This is a genomic window from Shewanella electrica, from assembly GCF_022321485.1.
Taxonomy (GTDB): domain Bacteria; phylum Pseudomonadota; class Gammaproteobacteria; order Enterobacterales; family Shewanellaceae; genus Shewanella; species Shewanella electrica.
This window is the reverse complement of the sequence record NZ_JAKOGG010000014.1, coordinates 24804-40509: the sequence shown is the minus strand read 5'-3', so window position 1 is coordinate 40509 and position 15706 is coordinate 24804. Positions and strand designations below refer to the sequence as shown.

Genomic DNA, 15706 nt, shown 5'->3' with positions numbered 1-15706 from the left:
TATGTACATTTGCGAATAAAAACGTCCATTTATCTGTACATGTAGCAATTTTTCTTTGAAAATAATGCAGATTAACACGACGGGATTTAGCCGCTATGCTAACAATCCTGTCACACATAACAATAACTGGAAGACTCGATGTTCAATGCATTAACCCCAATGCCTGCGGACCCTATTCTTGGGCTGATGGCGCAATTTCGTGAAGATCCTCGTACCGATAAAGTTGACCTAGGCGTCGGTGTTTATAAAGACCCTGATGGCAATACCCCAATTCTTGCTTGTGTGAAGACTGCAGAGCGTATTCGTACAGAAACCGAAACCACGAAAGTGTATATCAGTCCCGCTGGTAGCCCTGAGTTTAATCGCCTGATTTGCGAATTAGCCTTTGGTGCCGATCACCGCGCGGTGTTGAGCAATCGTATTCGCAGTGTATCAACCCCTGGCGGTACAGGTTCTCTGCGCGTTGCCGCAGACTTTATTAAACGCTGTAATGCCAATGCAACTGTATGGGTCAGCGACCCAACATGGGCCAACCATCTCGCCATTTTTAAAGCCGCCGGGTTAGCTGTAGAGCATTATCCGTACTATGACACCGAAAATAACGCCCTGCGTTTCGATGCCATGCTGGAAAAGCTGAAAACTCTTGGCAAAAACGACGTAGTGCTGCTGCACGCATGTTGCCATAACCCAACGGGTGAAGACTTAACGCCAGCACAATGGGACCAAGTCGTGGCGGTGGCAAAAGATCGTGGTTTTACCCCGCTGCTTGATATGGCGTATCAAGGTTTTGGTGAAAGCCTTGAGCAAGATGCCTATGGCGTACGCAAGATGGCGGATGCGGTAGATGCCATGCTGCTGTGTGATTCATGTTCGAAGAACTTTGGCTTATACCGTGAGCGTATCGGCGCTTGTGCTGTAGTCGCTAAAGATAGCAATGCCGCAGCAATTGCTCAGTCAGTCATGTTGCATGTGATCCGCGCTAACTACTCTATGCCGCCTGCACACGGTGCGGCATTGGTCGAAACCATTTTGGCATCTAGCGAATTAACCACACAATGGCACGAAGAGCTGAAAGTGATGCGTGATCGTATCAACGGTAACCGCGCTATGTTGGTGGAACGCATTAAGGCGCAAAGCGTAACCCGTGACTTCAGCTTTATTGCCCGTCAAAAAGGCATGTTCTCATTCTTAGGTATTACCCCAGAGCAAGTCGCATTGCTGAAAAGTGAGCACGGCGTTTACATGGTAGACTCAAGCCGTATGAGCATTGCGGGTATCACTGAAGCCAACGTTGATTACTTAGCGGCAGCGATTGCTAAAGTGCTGTAACGCACGACCTAGAGCAAAAGTTTGATAGTGCTGTTTAGCAACAGCGCCTAATAAAAAAGCGGATGAGGTGTTCATCCGCTTTTTTGTATCAAAGATGGCTGACTTAACTAGCTGTGTTTAGCCGCAAACGCAGTCATAAACTCAACCAATTTTTGTACACCTTCAAGTGGCATAGCATTGTAGATACTGGCGCGCATACCGCCAACAATGCGATGGCCTTTTAGCGCAACCAAGCCCTGCGCTTCCGCTTCTTTGAGGAAGGTTTTGTCGAGCGACTCATCAGCCAGTTGGAAAGTGACGTTCATACGTGAACGGTTGGCCGCTACCACACCATTTTTGTAGAACGGTAAACTGTCGATGCAGTGATACAGCAGTTCAGCTTTGGCTACGTTGGTTTTTTCCATCGCAGCAACACCACCATTGCTTTTCAGCCATTTGAAAACTTCAGCGGCCAAATACCAAGCGAATGTTGGCGGCGTGTTGAACATTGAATCCTTCGCTGCCGCAATACGGTAATCCATGATCGAAGATGGATGTACGACTGGCAGTTCGAGTAAATCTTCACGCACAATCACCAGCGTTAACCCTGATGGGCCAATGTTTTTCTGTGCGCCGGCATAGATCAAACCGAATTTGCTGACGTCAACTTCGCGCGACATGATAGTCGAAGACATGTCCGCCACAATTGGCCATGGGCTATCGAGATAGTCAAAAATCTCGATACCATCGACCGTTTCGTTCGGGCAGTAATGCACGTAACGGTATTTATCAGCAGCGCCAGTCAGTTGCGGTAACACCACTTTATTAAGACCGTCTTGCTGCTCAACAATGTTGAGCGTGTCGATTGCCGCGTCACCCACTAAACGAACCGCTTCTTCTGCGGCAGAACTTGACCATTGACCGGTCAGCAAGTACAACGCGCGGCCATTATCGCCAAGGAAGTTATTCACGACCGCAGCAAATTGACCACGACCACCACCGTGCATAAACAGCACTTTATAGTTGTCTGGAATATTCATCAGTGAGCGCAGATCTTTTTCAGATTGCGTTGCCAATGCAATAAAAGGTGCACCACGGTGACTCACTTCCATCACCGACACGCCTAGCCCTTGCCAATCCAGTAATTCCTGCTGCGCTTTTGCCAAAACGGGAGCGGGCAACATCGCTGGCCCGGCACAAAAGTTGTACACCGTACTCACTGATCTTCTCCTTGGAAATTTATAAGGCATAAATAAAACGAGCGTCTCATCGGACGCTCGTTACACTGCTAAGAATGGTTACTCTGCTGAATCATCCTGCGGTTCATCTGGCGTAGCTACTGATGCAGCTTCATCATCAGCTAACTCCGAATCGATATCATCGCCGCTAGATTGAATTTCGTCAATGCGCTGCAGTCCGACCACTCGTTCATCATCGCCAGTACGGATGATGGTCACGCCTTGCGTGTTACGACCAATCAGTGACACACCAGACACTGGCGTACGCACCAGAGTGCCTTTATCGCTGATCAGCATGATTTCATCGTTTTCTGCTGCTTGCACTGCGCCAATAACCGCGCCGTTACGCTCAGAAACTTTAATAGAAACCACACCTTTCGTGCCGCGGCTCTTCGATGGGTATTCATCAATCGCAGTACGCTTACCGTAGCCGTTTTCAGTCACGGTCAGAATTGGGTCATCAGACTTAGGTACGATCAGCGATACCACGCGTTGCTCGTCTTCCAGTTTGATACCACGAACACCGGTGGCGTTACGGCCCATTGGACGCACACCTTTGAAGGTGATCTGCTCTTCACCGTTTTCGTCCAGTACTGGGTTACCGTCTTCATCTACGATGGCTGACTCTTCTGCTTCTTTAAAGCGCACCACTTTACCCGCATCAGAGAACAACATGATTTCGTTGCTGCCGTCGGTGATATCCACACCGATCAACTGGTCACCATCTTTCAGGTTAACCGCGATGATACCGTTGCTACGTGGACGGCTGTATTCAGTCAGAGCAGTTTTCTTCACGGTACCATGTGAGGTTGCCATGATGATGTACTTGCCTTCTTCATATTCGCGTACTGGTAGGATCGCAGTGATGTGTTCGCCTTCAGACAATGGCAACAGGTTCACAATCGGCTTACCACGTGATTGACGGCTAGCCAATGGCAGCTCAAACACGCGCATCCAGTAGAGTTTACCGAAGTCAGAGAAGCACAAAATGGTGTCGTGGGTGTTAGCTACCAACAGACGCTCAACGAAGTCTTCATCTTTCACTTTGGTGGCCGCTTTACCTTTACCACCACGACGTTGCGCTTGGTAATCAGTCAACGGTTGATATTTGGCATAACCCAAGTGCGACAAAGTAACCACAACGTCTTCTTCAGTGATCAAGTCTTCCAAGTTGATATCAGCAGTAGAGGCAGTGATTTCAGTGCGACGTTCATCGCCAAAGTCTGCCAAAATCTGCTCAAGTTCTTCTTTAATCACTTCCATCAAACGTGCAGGACTGCGCAGGATCAACAACAAGCCAGCAATCACGTCCAACAATTCCACATATTCTTGCAGAATCTTTTCGTGTTCCAGACCGGTCAGTTTATGCAGACGCAGATCCAGAATCGCTTGCGCTTGTTGTTCAGTCAGGAAGTACAGGCCGTCGCGGATACCATATTCTGGTTCTAACCACTCAGGACGAGCAGCGTCATCACCGGCTTTTTCCAGCATTTCGCGCACGTTACCCAGTTCCCAACCTTGCGCCATCAAGCCTACTTTTGCTTCCGCAGGGCTTGGTGATGCTTTGATCAGTTCAATAATTGGGTCGATGTTAGACAGTGCAACTGCCAACGCTTCCAGGATGTGGGCGCGATCGCGTGCTTTGCGCAGTTCGTAAACGGTACGACGAGTCACCACTTCACGGCGGTGCAGGATGAACGCTTCCAGCATCTCTTTGAGGTTAAACAACTTAGGTTGGCCGTTAGCCAGCGCTACCATGTTGATACCAAAAGAGGTTTGCATTTGGGTTTGTGCGTACAGGTTATTGAGCACCACTTCGGCAACTTCGCCACGTTTGATCTCAATAACAATACGCATACCGTCTTTGTCAGACTCATCGCGCAGGCCGCTGATGCCTTCAATACGTTTGTCTTTAACTAACTCCGCAATCTTCTCAATCAAGCGCGCTTTGTTCACTTGATATGGAATTTCAGTCACGATGATGCGTTCACGGCTGCTGTGTTCGTCAGTTTCGAACGACGCGCGGGCACGCATGATCACTTTGCCACGACCGGTACGGTAAGCGTCTTCAATCCCTTTACGGCCGTTGATGATCGCCGCAGTTGGGAAATCTGGGCCCGGGATATAGTCAATCAACTGTTCAATCGACAGCTCTGGCTCATCAATCAACGCCAAACAGCCCTTGATCACTTCAGTCAAGTTGTGTGGCGGAATGTTGGTTGCCATACCTACCGCAATACCTGATGAACCGTTAACTAACAGGTTGGGAACACGGGTTGGCAACACTTCAGGAATGAGTTCAGTGCCATCATAGTTAGGCACGTAGTCAACGGTTTCTTTATCGAGGTCAGCTAGCAGTTGATGTGCCAGCTTTTGCATACGGATTTCGGTATAACGCATTGCTGCTGCCGCATCACCGTCGATAGAACCGAAGTTACCTTGACCATCAACCAAGGTGTAACGCAATGAGAATGGTTGCGCCATACGCACGATAGTGTCGTACACCGCACTGTCACCATGTGGGTGATATTTACCGATTACGTCACCAACAACACGGGCGGACTTTTTATAAGGCTTGTTCCAGTCGTTTTTCAGCTCGTTCATCGCAAATAGTACGCGACGGTGAACTGGTTTCAGACCATCCCTAACATCAGGGAGTGCCCTGCCCACAATTACGCTCATGGCATAATCGAGGTAGGAATTTTTGAGTTCGTCTTCAATATTTATTGGTGAAATTGATGAAGCCTGGTCAGTCATAAACTGCTCGATCCCCTTGTAATAGCTGACAACTGATTAATTCCTTGTCATTGCCGAGCCTGAAAAACGTGATTTTGGATTCTACCACAGTTCTGCCCACTGGTAAGCTCTGATCATGCTGAGGTGCCACAAATCACACAGATTAGATGAATTAATGTGCAATCAGGGAGTTGCCTATGATGCACCATGCTAATAATTTGCGCAGTTTTCCATAAAGCCTCCAGTCAATTAGTCCAATTGATCTAGTAAAGCCATAGCCAGATAAGGTTATAATGACCCCCTATTTTTCGAGAGGAATCGAGTAAGTTACATGTCCCAGAATGCCAATGTTGATCCGCAAGAGATTGCAAAGTTTGAAAATATGGCGGCCGGATGGTGGGATCCGCAAGGAGAATTTAAACCACTGCATGAGCTGAACCCATTGCGTCTTAATTACATCGATCTGAAGTCAAACGGCATATTTGACAAGCAAGTGCTTGATGTGGGTTGTGGCGGCGGTATTTTAGCGGAAAGCATGGCACGCATCGGTGCAAAAGTTACCGGGCTCGACATGGGGCATGAACCGCTGGAAGTGGCTCGTCTGCATGCTTTAGAAAAAGGCGTCAGCATCGATTATCTGCAGATCACAGCCGAAGAACATGCGCAAAATCATCAAGGTGCTTACGATGTCGTGACCTGCATGGAGATGTTGGAACACGTGCCCGATCCGCTGTCAGTGATTCGAGCGTGCTGCGATATGGTGGCAAATGACGGTTGGGTGTTCTTCTCTACGATCAACCGCAATGTGATGTCATGGCTGCAAACCATTGTTGCCGCCGAGTACGTTATGAAGATGCTGCCAGTGGGCACCCATCAACATGATAAGTTTATTCGCCCATCCGAGCTTATCGATATGGTGGAACAAACAGATCTGCATTGCCGTGATGCCATCGGTATCAAATACAACCCAATCACTTCAGTGTTTTCCTACACAGCTAACCTTGAAGTGAATTACATGATCGCCTGCCAAAAACAAGGATAGAGCTATGACCGCGTTGCCGAAAATCCAAGGCCTGTTATTTGATCTGGATGGCACGCTGGTCGATACAGCGCCAGATTTGATTCAGGCGCTGTATCTAGCTTTAGCTCAGTATCAACTCCCCTGTTTGGCTGATGAAGCCACACTGACCTCGGTCGCCTCTCACGGCTCACTTGGACTCGTCAGAACCGCACAGCCACAGCTCGATGCGGAGATGACCGAAACGCTCAGACTAGCGCTGCTGGAGCACTATCACAGTGTTAACGGCGATGCGGCGGTGTTGTTCGATGGCATAGCTGAATTACTCACTTTGGCTACCGCCCAAAACTTGAAAGTTGGCGTGGTAACCAACAAACCCGCACGTTTTACCCGCCCGCTGTTGCAAAAGCTGGGGTTAACTCAGCAACTCGGCACGATTATTAGCGCCGATAGCACCCGCTTTCGTAAACCAGATGTACAACCGATGTTATTAGCGGCGCAGCAGTTGCAACTGCCAACTAACAACATCCTCTATCTGGGCGATGCCGAACGCGATATTGTGGCTGCCAAAAATAGCGCTATGCCCAGTGCTGTGGCGTTATGGGGCTATCTTGCCGAGCATGACCAACCGGATGCGTGGGGGGCAGATATTGCACTCACTCACCCGACGCAACTGTTAACGTATCTCAGCTAATTTAGCGGCAGATAGCGACCGCGATCGATGCACGATCTTGTCACATCTGCTGCAAATTTTGGCGATCGAAATCTTTTTATTTAACCGCGGCTATTTTGACCATCAACCGCAATCCCGCGTATTGACGGGGCTAGCTGAAATGTGAGAGGAAAGATAGCCAAGATATCCACAAGATATGCTCCGTCTTGGTACTTGCAAATCCCCCTCAACCTCATTATCTTGATGTATATCAAATTTAGACACACTATATGTAGTGTGCAATCCTCAGTACAGGCACTAGACTTGTACTACCAAACGAATTAAACAGAGATGGCCGATTAACGGCCGTTTTAGTGCTTTTTGTTTACATCGGAAGTTAGATGGTGCGAGCCATCACTATAAGAAAATTGATTAGGGCTAGACTCCATGAATAGCAATATGACCGTGACTAAGCGCAGTGGCGCACGTGAAGTGATTGATCTGGACAAGATCCATCGTGTGATCACTTGGGCAGCAGAAGATCTTTCTAACGTATCTGTATCAGAAGTGGAACTGCGGTCTCACCTGCAGTTTTACGATGGTATTCCTACCGAAGCCATCCATGAAACCATCATCAAAGCTGCAGCGGACTTGATCTCGCCAGAGTCACCAGATTATCAATTCTTGGCGGCGCGTTTGGCGATTTTCCACCTGCGCAAAAAAGCCTTCGGTCAATTTGAGCCACCAAAGCTGCGTGATCACGTGACTAAATTGGTTGAGCTGGGCAAATACGATCAACACATTCTGCAAGACTATACCGCTGAAGAGCTGGATATCCTCGATAGTTATATCGACCACTGGCGCGATATGACCTTCTCTTACGCTGCCGTTAAGCAGTTGGAAGGTAAATATCTGGTGCAAAACCGCGTGACTCACGAAGTCTACGAAAGTGCGCAGTTCCTCTACATTCTGGTGGCTGCTTGCTTGTTTGCCCGTTATCCAAAAGAAACACGTCTGCAATACATTCGTGATTTCTACGATGCGGTATCGACCTTTAAGATTTCACTGCCAACGCCAATCATGGCCGGTGTGCGTACGCCAACGCGTCAGTTCAGCTCATGCGTATTGATTGAAACTGGTGATAGCTTAGATTCTATCAACGCCACCTCTTCTGCGATTGTGAAATACGTTAGCCAACGCGCAGGTATCGGTATCAACGCGGGGCGTATCCGCGCGCTGGGCAGCCCAATCCGTGGTGGTGAAGCATTCCATACCGGTTGTATCCCATTTTATAAGCACTTCCAAACGGCGGTTAAGTCATGCTCGCAAGGCGGTGTTCGCGGCGGCGCAGCAACCCTGTTCTACCCAATGTGGCACTTGGAAGTTGAATCACTGCTGGTACTGAAAAACAACCGTGGTGTTGACGACAACCGTATCCGTCACTTGGACTACGGCGTACAGATCAACAAGCTGATGTATCAGCGTTTGATCAAAGGCGAAAACATCACCCTGTTTAGCCCATCAGACGTGCCAGGTTTGTACGATGCATTCTTTGCTGATCAAGCGGAATTTGAACGTTTGTACGTGCAATATGAGCAAGACCCAGCGATTCGCAAACGCACACTGCGTGCAGTGGAACTGTTCTCATTAATGATGCAGGAACGTGCCTCTACCGGTCGTATCTACATTCAAAACGTCGACCACTGCAACACTCACAGCCCGTTTGACCCACAGGTAGCACCTGTACGTCAATCTAACCTGTGTTTGGAAATTGCACTGCCAACAAAACCATTGAACGATGTGAATGATCCTAACGGTGAAATCGCATTGTGTACCCTGTCAGCATTGAACTTGGGCGCAATTTCTGATTTGAATGAAATTGAAGGCTTAGCTGATTTGGCCGTACGTGCATTGGATAGTTTGCTGGATTATCAGGATTACCCAATCCCAGCAGCACACACCGCATCAATGAACCGCCGTACTTTAGGTATCGGTGTGATCAACTTTGCTAACTACTTAGCGAAGCACGGTGTGAAATATTCTGATGGTAGCGGTAACAACCTGACTCACCGCACCTTTGAAGCAATTCAGTACTACTTGCTGAAAGCGTCAATGAAGTTAGCCAAAGAACAAGGCGCTTGCCCACTGTTCAATGAAACCACTTACGCTAAAGGCATTTTGCCAATCGACACTTACAAGCGTGACTTAGACAAAATTGTGTCTGAACCACTGCACATGGATTGGGAACAACTGCGCAACGACATTAAAGAGTACGGTTTGCGTAACTCTACCCTGTCTGCGCTGATGCCATCAGAGACATCGTCACAGATCTCTAACGCCACCAACGGTATTGAGCCACCGCGCGGCCTGATCAGCGTTAAAGCATCTAAAGATGGTCAATTGAAGCAAGTCGTACCAGATTTTGAACAGTTGCGTGAAAACTACGAGCTGCTGTGGCAGATGCCAAGCAACGATGGTTACTTGCAATTGGTGGGCATTATGCAGAAGTTTATCGACCAATCGATCTCTGCTAACACCAACTATGACCCATCGAAGCACGAAAGCGGCAAAGTACCGATGCAGCTGTTGCTGAAAGATTTGTTAACTGCCTACAAGCTTGGCGTGAAGACCTTGTATTATCATAACACCCGTGATGGTGCTTCTGATAAGCACGACGATTTTGCTGCCGTCGAGAAAGAAGACGATAGCTGTGCCGGCGGTGCATGTAAGATTTAATAGATAAAATACTAACGGGGCCAAGTTGGCCCCGACTGTTTGGAAGAATGGATTATGGCTTATTCGATTTTCTGTCAAACGCCGAACGACGCGACTCGCGAACCGATGTTCTTCGGTCAAGCCGTTAACGTTGCGCGTTACGACCAACAAAAATATGAAGTGTTTGAAAAGCTGATTGAAAAACAGCTGTCTTTCTTCTGGCGCCCAGAAGAAGTGGATGTGTCACGCGATAAAATCGACTTTGCGTCGTTGCCTGAGCATGAAAAGCATATCTTTTTGTCGAACCTGAAATACCAAACCTTGCTCGACTCTATCCAAGGCCGTTCTCCTAACGTGGCGTTTTTGCCGCTGGTATCACTGCCAGAGTTGGAAACATGGATTGAGACTTGGTCTTTCTCGGAAACCATCCACAGCCGTTCGTATACGCACATTATTCGCAACATCGTGAATAATCCTTCAGAAGTGTTCGACGATATCGTAGTGAACACTGAGATCCTCAAACGCGCGGGCGATATCGCTAACTACTACGACCGTTTGATCAACATGACGCAGTATTACCATCTGCATGGTGAAGGCACGCTTGAATTCAACGGTGAACAAGTTAGCGTGACACTGCGTGAGCTGAAAAAAGCGCTGTATCTGTGCATGATGTCAGTTAACGCGTTGGAAGCGATCCGTTTCTACGTCAGCTTTGCTTGCTCATTTGCGTTTGCTGAACGCCGTTTGATGGAAGGTAACGCCAAAATCATCCGCTTGATTGCGCGTGACGAAGCACTGCACCTCAACTCCACTCAGCACATCATCAACTTGATGCAAGCGGGTCGTGATGACCCAGAAATGGGTGAAATCACCAAAGAGTGCGAGCAAGAAGCGTATGACATTTTCTTCCGCGCCGCTGAACAAGAGAAAGCGTGGGCACAGTATCTGTTTAGAGATGGTTCCATGATCGGTTTGAATGAAGCGATTTTGTGCCATTACGTTGAGTACATCACTAACGAACGGATGAAGTCAGTTAACTTGGCGCAGCCATACCAGCAGCGCAGTAATCCATTGCCATGGATGAAAAACTGGTTGGAAAGTGATTCAGTACAAGTCGCACCACAGGAAGTGGAAGTTTCTTCATATCTCGTTGGTCAGATTGATGCAGCCGTAGATGAAAATGAGTTCTCCGACTTTGATCTTTAAAAAGCGCCCTATCGTTTACTTACAAGGTGAACCCCTGCTGCTATGGAATTGGCAGCAGGAGCAGCAAACGCTGCTTGAAATTCTTGAGAGTAAACATGTGCGTATTTTTTCTGAGTGCCGCAGTGGTTTCTGCGGCGCATGCCGCACCAAAGTTCGCCAAGGTTCAGTAAAATATCTGATTGAACCTTTGGCGGAGTTGGCCGCGGATGAATGTCTGCCCTGCTGCTGTATCCCCAACGAAGACTTAGATCTCGACATCACCACCGAAGGCGCCGATATGCCGCCGGTATATCAGGACAAGTACGCCTAGACTCGATGGCGCAGAGCCATCCCAACAAGGACGTTAAGTAGTTGCTGTAAATGATAAGTTCACCCCTCCCGCAATTTACCAGCCTATATGCGGCGTTTGACCGTTTTCCCCTGCCCAAAGGTGCCACCACTCATATTCGCCAGATGGCCGCTACGCTATTCAATTATTGTGGCGATGGCTTGTTGTATGTGGCGGGCGATCATGACATGCCGACGCTAGAGCAGGAACAGCTACGCGATGCTAGCGTTACCTTGCTGCGCAGTCCGGTAGTCAGTGACAGCAATAATGTGCTGGCTAAAGCGATGGCTTACAGCGAACAGCTGGCGAGTGTGTTGCAACAACGTGGGCAAGGCCTGCACATCGCCCACTTTCGCGATCCTTGGGCGGGTGTACCGTTAGTCGATTTCAAACAGCAGCACCCCGAGCTAGCCCTCGTTTATGAAGTAAATGCCCTGCCCAGCATTGAACTGCCGATGCATATCGCACTGCCGCCAACCACCATTGCCGCCATTAAGCAGTGGGAACAGCGCTGTTTGGATGGCGCCGACGTTATTATCACGCCATCAAAACTCACCCAAGCTAAGCTCAGACTTCTTACCAACACGCCAGTACATTATTTGCCAAACGGCGCGGATGTTATCACTGACCAACAACTAGAGGCCAAACAGGCAGCGGTTAACGCCGAGCCACCGCGGTTGATCTATTTTGGTGGCGCGCAGCGTTGGCAAGGATTGAATCATCTGCTGCATGCCATGGTGATCATCAACCAGCAACTGCCCGTGCAACTCGACCTATGTTTGTCGCTCGATAATCGCCAAGCACGACAAGTCAAACAGCACATTCGTCAGTTGAACCTTGAGCACGTGGTCAAGGTGTATTTCGGCTTAAGCCAAGCCGAACTTAGACCCAAGATAATGCAAGCCACGGCTTCCATTGCGCCACTAATTGCTTGCCAACGCAATATGCAGCAAGGCTGTTGTCCGTTGAAAATAATTGAATCCATGGCCTGCGCAACGGCGGTTATTGCCGCAGATTTACCGGTCGTGCATGAACTACTACAAGCGCCGCAACACGGGCTGCTAGTCCCACCATCCCGCCCATCTGAGTTAGCCCGCGCCTGTATTCGATTGCTAACACAGCCAGAACTCGCACAGCAGATGGGACGCAACGGCTTGGCGCATATCAAGCAACACTTCCAATGGCCGGCCATCAACCAGCAATTGCGCCATCACTACCAACATCTATTACCACAACATTCGTCATTGAAAAGGACCCACAATGAATGCCTCGCCAGTGAACCTATTTAACGCCGAGAGCCATTACCGACGGCTCAAAAAATCCTACCAAGCACTGACGCCTGAAGAGCAAGAGTTTGTTAAAAGCCAACAGTTGGATGCAAGCCACTCAACGACGTATTGGCAGAAGTTCTTCCAACGGCTCATCGTGCTGGATGTTGTTGGTTCAGATCTACGTCGCATCTACCGCCATCTGCGCTTTTGGTCGTTGATATTGTTTGTTGTGTCGCTGTTTGTATTTTTCGGTAGCCGCTATAGCCCCATCATCTGGGGATTGTTGGCAGTGTTTTTATTTAGCTGTTATCGCTTTGGCAGCTGTAATAGAAAAGATGTCGACAACAACATTCGCACTGGCTTGGTTAAAGTGTTTCAGGTGCTAGCGCTCGAGACGCGCTACATCAAATTAAAGCTAGACGTGCGCCCACTAGAAAAGCGGGCAGTCACTGCCAAAGAGCAAGATGGCAAAAACACCAAACTGGAATTTTACCAAGTACCGTTGGTGCAGCTGTCTGCCAAACTAAAGGACGGCAATACCCTCAACGTGCGCGTACATGATGTGATCTGTAAACGAGAGCGCAAGCAGATCAGCCGCAGCGGGAAGCGCAAAACCAAAGTGAAATATAAAGGCCGTCGCCTGATACGAGTCGATCTCGGCTTAAATCCGCAACGTTACGTGCGCCGCGATGGCAAGTTGGCGCCGGGCTGTAAAATCGTCACCCTAGATGGTGAGCAGAAAGTGGTCGCGCAATTCAAGCTTAAATTCGAGGGGCAGTTTAAATATCTGGATGCCGAAAACATTCTCAAAACGGTCGCGAAAGCCTATCAACAGACCAAAGTCGTTAATCGAGGAAAAGCCGCATGAGTCAGTGTGAAGTAACTTACGGATTTTTCACTATGTCCGCCTGCCAAGAGCCAGCAGTCGCCACCTGCCCTGAATGCCATAAAGAGATCTGCGCCTTGCACTGGAGTGAAGCGCAAGGACGCTGTCTGGCGTGCGCTGCGAATGAACTCACACCGGAGAACGCCTCAGCGCTGTCACAAGGTGCCGACAACTACAACGGCTTTGGCATGAAGCAACTGTATTACAGCCATGATTGGTATCAAAACCATCGCAAGCACGGCAGTTATTCCGGCATGTTTAGCGACGCCGACTACGCCGCGTTTGATCAGCCATTAACTGAAGACAGTGATGCCGACGGTGATGATTACCAATACCGAGATATCTATGACAGCTAAGTTGCGCTTGCTGTGGTTAACACAACATTACCCACCTGCCGCTGGCGGCATGGCGCTGTCATGTGACCGTATCGTGCGCCACTTACGCGCGCAGGGCGTACACATTACCCTGTATCACCTCAAACACGCGAGTCCGCATAAGACGACCTTTTACAGTGATGAGTTGGGCTGCGACTATCGTGTTGGTCTTGCGGATAATCCCGCCCATGGTTTAAATCTGTTGTGGCACGAGATCGCCGAGCAAACCTTTGATGCCGTGGTCGGTTACGGCTTTCCGTGGGCACTGCATGGCGCGCGCATCTTCGCCGCGTGGAAACAACTGCCATTACTGACTTGCATTCGCGGTAACGACTTTGACGTGAATATTCTCGATGCGCGCCGTAGCGCCAATCTGCTCGACATACTTAGCGCCAGCCGGTTAGTGTTGACCGTGAGCCAGGACAAAGCCACTCGCATCAAAGCACTGTTGCCAGCGGTAAATGTCGCCAATATGGGAAATGGTATCGACTTAAGCCAATGGCAACCGCTACCGTTTGATCAACAACAAGCATCTTCATGGCGCGAGCAACGCCAGCTAAATAGCGCTACCAAAGTGATTGGTCTGATTGGTCATCTTAAAGATAAAAAGGGTTGCGCATTTTTTATTAGCACACTCCAACGACTGCGTTTGTTAGAGCGCGATGTGCACCTATTGTTGGTAGGTGATATCGACAACGCTACGGCACAGCTGCTCGACAGCTTGCCACCACAGAGTTGGAGCCACGAGCCGGTGCTGGATCGCTATCAACTCCCCGCCCGCTACTTGGCGTGTGATTTAATCGCTATTCCCTCCTTTTATGATGGAACACCCAACGTATTGCTAGAAGCCGCTGCGCTCGGCATTGCGGTACTTGGCGCGCGCTGCGGTGGTATGGCCGATATCCTCACGCCCGACAATGGCTGGCTATTTACCCCAAATGATAGTGATAGTCTCAGCCAAGCGCTGACGCACTGGCAGGCGAGTTCCCCAACTGAGGTGTCATTAAAAGCATCACGCTTACAGCAACTTATCTTCGAGCAATATCAAGCAGAACATGAAGCGAGGCGCTATATTAAGTTGATAGAGGAAACGATTGCGCCTTTGCCAGGACGGTAAACTATGACATTGCTTTACTATGCGCCCGGTGGCGGTTTGGGCCATCTAAGCCGCGCCGTAAAAGTGATGCAGTACATCAATGCTAAGGGCATTATTGTCACTAGCCCGCTACCCATCACGCCAGCCCTGCCCGATGGCATCATCCACTTAGCAATAGATAAACAATGCCAAGATGTCGGGTCACTTGCCGGTTGGCTGCAAAAGCAATTGCGTCATTTCAATATCCACCGACTGATTGTCGATAGTTTTCCCGCCGGAATCTTTGGTGAACTAGGTATGATCACGCTACCAGAGCAGCGCATCTTAGTTTCGCGGCTGCTCAATTGGCCGGTATATCAGCAAGGGATTAGCGCAATTCCGAGTTACCGCCAGACTTGGTATTGTGAATGGCCCGCCGCTGAACAAGAGCAAGCATTGACCCATCTTACAGGCACCCGTTATTGGTTACCGCTGCTGGCGACGCCGCCTGAGCAAGATGTTGAACCACATGCGGGATTATTGATTATCCACTCCAATGTGGATGAGTTGCCACTGCTGCTGCCGAAACACTGTTCACTGCCGATCACGTTAGTCGCTCCGCCACTATCGCAGGCACAACACGCACAATTAGAGCAGCGCTGGCCGCAAGTGCAGTTCACCCAACAATTCCCCTGTGATGCCTTAGGTTGGCACTATCAAGCGGTGCGTTGTGGCGCGGGCTTTAACTTGATGAGCGAGTATCTGCAGCATCCCGGTGCGAAATTTATTGCGCTTCCGCGACGGTTTGATTTACAAGAGTTACGGCTGCAACGGGGTATTCGCGGTATGTTACCGCCCAACGCCATGCCACTGCTGCAACCTAAGTTTTTTTGGTAACT

General features: G+C 49.3%; 13 protein-coding genes. 11 read left to right on the top strand and 2 right to left on the bottom strand.

The annotated features are described in order from the left end of the window. Positions 1-138: 138 nt before the first annotated feature. Entirely contained in the window at positions 139-1329 is a 1191-nt protein-coding gene (locus tag L9G74_RS15880; protein ID WP_238897386.1) for an amino acid aminotransferase, read from the top strand. Positions 1330-1436: 107 nt separating this feature from the next. On the opposite strand, the gene serC is transcribed toward L9G74_RS15880, so the two are convergent. Both serC and gyrA read right to left on the bottom strand, forming a co-directional pair. Then, positions 1437-2528, bottom strand: coding sequence for a 3-phosphoserine/phosphohydroxythreonine transaminase (gene serC, locus L9G74_RS15875; RefSeq protein WP_238897385.1), 1092 nt, complete (start codon positions 2526-2528; stop codon positions 1437-1439). A gap of 78 nt (positions 2529-2606) precedes the next feature. Then, positions 2607-5303 (bottom strand): DNA gyrase subunit A, encoded by a 2697-nt coding sequence (gene gyrA / locus L9G74_RS15870; protein WP_238897384.1) that lies wholly within the window; start codon positions 5301-5303, stop codon positions 2607-2609. A gap of 310 nt (positions 5304-5613) precedes the next feature. On the opposite strand from gyrA, the gene ubiG reads away from it, so the two are divergent. The 10 genes from ubiG to L9G74_RS15820 all read left to right on the top strand — a co-directional run bounded on the left by ubiG (position 5614) and on the right by L9G74_RS15820 (position 15704). After that, positions 5614-6324, top strand: a complete 711-nt coding sequence (gene ubiG, locus L9G74_RS15865; RefSeq protein WP_238897383.1) for a bifunctional 2-polyprenyl-6-hydroxyphenol methylase/3-demethylubiquinol 3-O-methyltransferase UbiG — start codon at positions 5614-5616, stop codon at positions 6322-6324. 4 nt (positions 6325-6328) lie between these two features. Continuing rightward, on the top strand, positions 6329-6994 hold the full coding sequence (locus tag L9G74_RS15860; protein ID WP_238897382.1) for an HAD family hydrolase: 666 nt from the start codon (positions 6329-6331) through the stop codon (positions 6992-6994). Between the two features lie 405 nt (positions 6995-7399). Continuing rightward, the gene (gene nrdA, locus L9G74_RS15855) at positions 7400-9688 is read left to right on the top strand and encodes a class 1a ribonucleoside-diphosphate reductase subunit alpha (protein WP_238897381.1); all 2289 of its coding nucleotides are present in this window, start codon (positions 7400-7402) and stop codon (positions 9686-9688) included. Positions 9689-9742: 54 nt separating this feature from the next. Then, entirely contained in the window at positions 9743-10873 is a 1131-nt protein-coding gene (gene nrdB, locus L9G74_RS15850; RefSeq protein ID WP_238897380.1) for a class Ia ribonucleoside-diphosphate reductase subunit beta, read from the top strand. After that, positions 10842-11183, top strand: a complete 342-nt coding sequence (gene yfaE / locus L9G74_RS15845; RefSeq protein WP_438944579.1) for a class I ribonucleotide reductase maintenance protein YfaE — start codon at positions 10842-10844, stop codon at positions 11181-11183. Before nrdB ends, yfaE begins: the two co-directional genes overlap by 32 nt. A gap of 50 nt (positions 11184-11233) precedes the next feature. After that, entirely contained in the window at positions 11234-12490 is a 1257-nt protein-coding gene (locus tag L9G74_RS15840) for a glycosyltransferase family 4 protein (RefSeq protein WP_238897378.1), read from the top strand. Continuing rightward, a complete protein-coding gene (locus L9G74_RS15835) occupies positions 12462-13340 on the top strand; it encodes a hypothetical protein (RefSeq protein WP_238897377.1) in 879 nt (292 codons plus the stop codon). The genes L9G74_RS15840 and L9G74_RS15835 overlap by 29 nt, the downstream gene beginning before the upstream one ends. After that, entirely contained in the window at positions 13337-13714 is a 378-nt protein-coding gene (locus L9G74_RS15830) for a hypothetical protein (RefSeq protein WP_238897376.1), read from the top strand. Before L9G74_RS15835 ends, L9G74_RS15830 begins: the two co-directional genes overlap by 4 nt. Further along, complete coding sequence (locus tag L9G74_RS15825) at positions 13704-14849, top strand: glycosyltransferase (protein ID WP_238897375.1); 1146 nt, start codon at positions 13704-13706, stop codon at positions 14847-14849. The genes L9G74_RS15830 and L9G74_RS15825 overlap by 11 nt, the downstream gene beginning before the upstream one ends. 3 nt (positions 14850-14852) lie before the next feature. Further along, positions 14853-15704: a hypothetical protein gene (locus L9G74_RS15820; protein WP_238897374.1), complete on the top strand. Its 852-nt coding sequence runs from the start codon at positions 14853-14855 to the stop codon at positions 15702-15704. Positions 15705-15706: the final 2 nt, after the last annotated feature.

What these genes read in the sequence shown, in the direction of transcription:
- L9G74_RS15820 (WP_238897374.1), top strand. Translation starts at nt 14,853, where the DNA reads ATGACATTGCTTTACTATGCGCCCGGTGGCGGTTTGGGCCATCTAAGC.
- L9G74_RS15835 (WP_238897377.1), top strand. Translation starts at nt 12,462, where the DNA reads ATGAATGCCTCGCCAGTGAACCTATTTAACGCCGAGAGCCATTACCGA.
- L9G74_RS15860 (WP_238897382.1), top strand. Translation starts at nt 6,329, where the DNA reads ATGACCGCGTTGCCGAAAATCCAAGGCCTGTTATTTGATCTGGATGGC.
- yfaE (WP_438944579.1), top strand. Translation starts at nt 10,842, where the DNA reads ATGAAAATGAGTTCTCCGACTTTGATCTTTAAAAAGCGCCCTATCGTT.
- L9G74_RS15830 (WP_238897376.1), top strand. Translation starts at nt 13,337, where the DNA reads ATGAGTCAGTGTGAAGTAACTTACGGATTTTTCACTATGTCCGCCTGC.
- nrdA (WP_238897381.1), top strand. Translation starts at nt 7,400, where the DNA reads ATGAATAGCAATATGACCGTGACTAAGCGCAGTGGCGCACGTGAAGTG.
- L9G74_RS15825 (WP_238897375.1), top strand. Translation starts at nt 13,704, where the DNA reads ATGACAGCTAAGTTGCGCTTGCTGTGGTTAACACAACATTACCCACCT.
- L9G74_RS15840 (WP_238897378.1), top strand. Translation starts at nt 11,234, where the DNA reads ATGATAAGTTCACCCCTCCCGCAATTTACCAGCCTATATGCGGCGTTT.
- L9G74_RS15880 (WP_238897386.1), top strand. Translation starts at nt 139, where the DNA reads ATGTTCAATGCATTAACCCCAATGCCTGCGGACCCTATTCTTGGGCTG.
- gyrA (WP_238897384.1), bottom strand. Translation starts at nt 5,303, where the DNA reads ATGACTGACCAGGCTTCATCAATTTCACCAATAAATATTGAAGACGAA.
- nrdB (WP_238897380.1), top strand. Translation starts at nt 9,743, where the DNA reads ATGGCTTATTCGATTTTCTGTCAAACGCCGAACGACGCGACTCGCGAA.
- ubiG (WP_238897383.1), top strand. Translation starts at nt 5,614, where the DNA reads ATGTCCCAGAATGCCAATGTTGATCCGCAAGAGATTGCAAAGTTTGAA.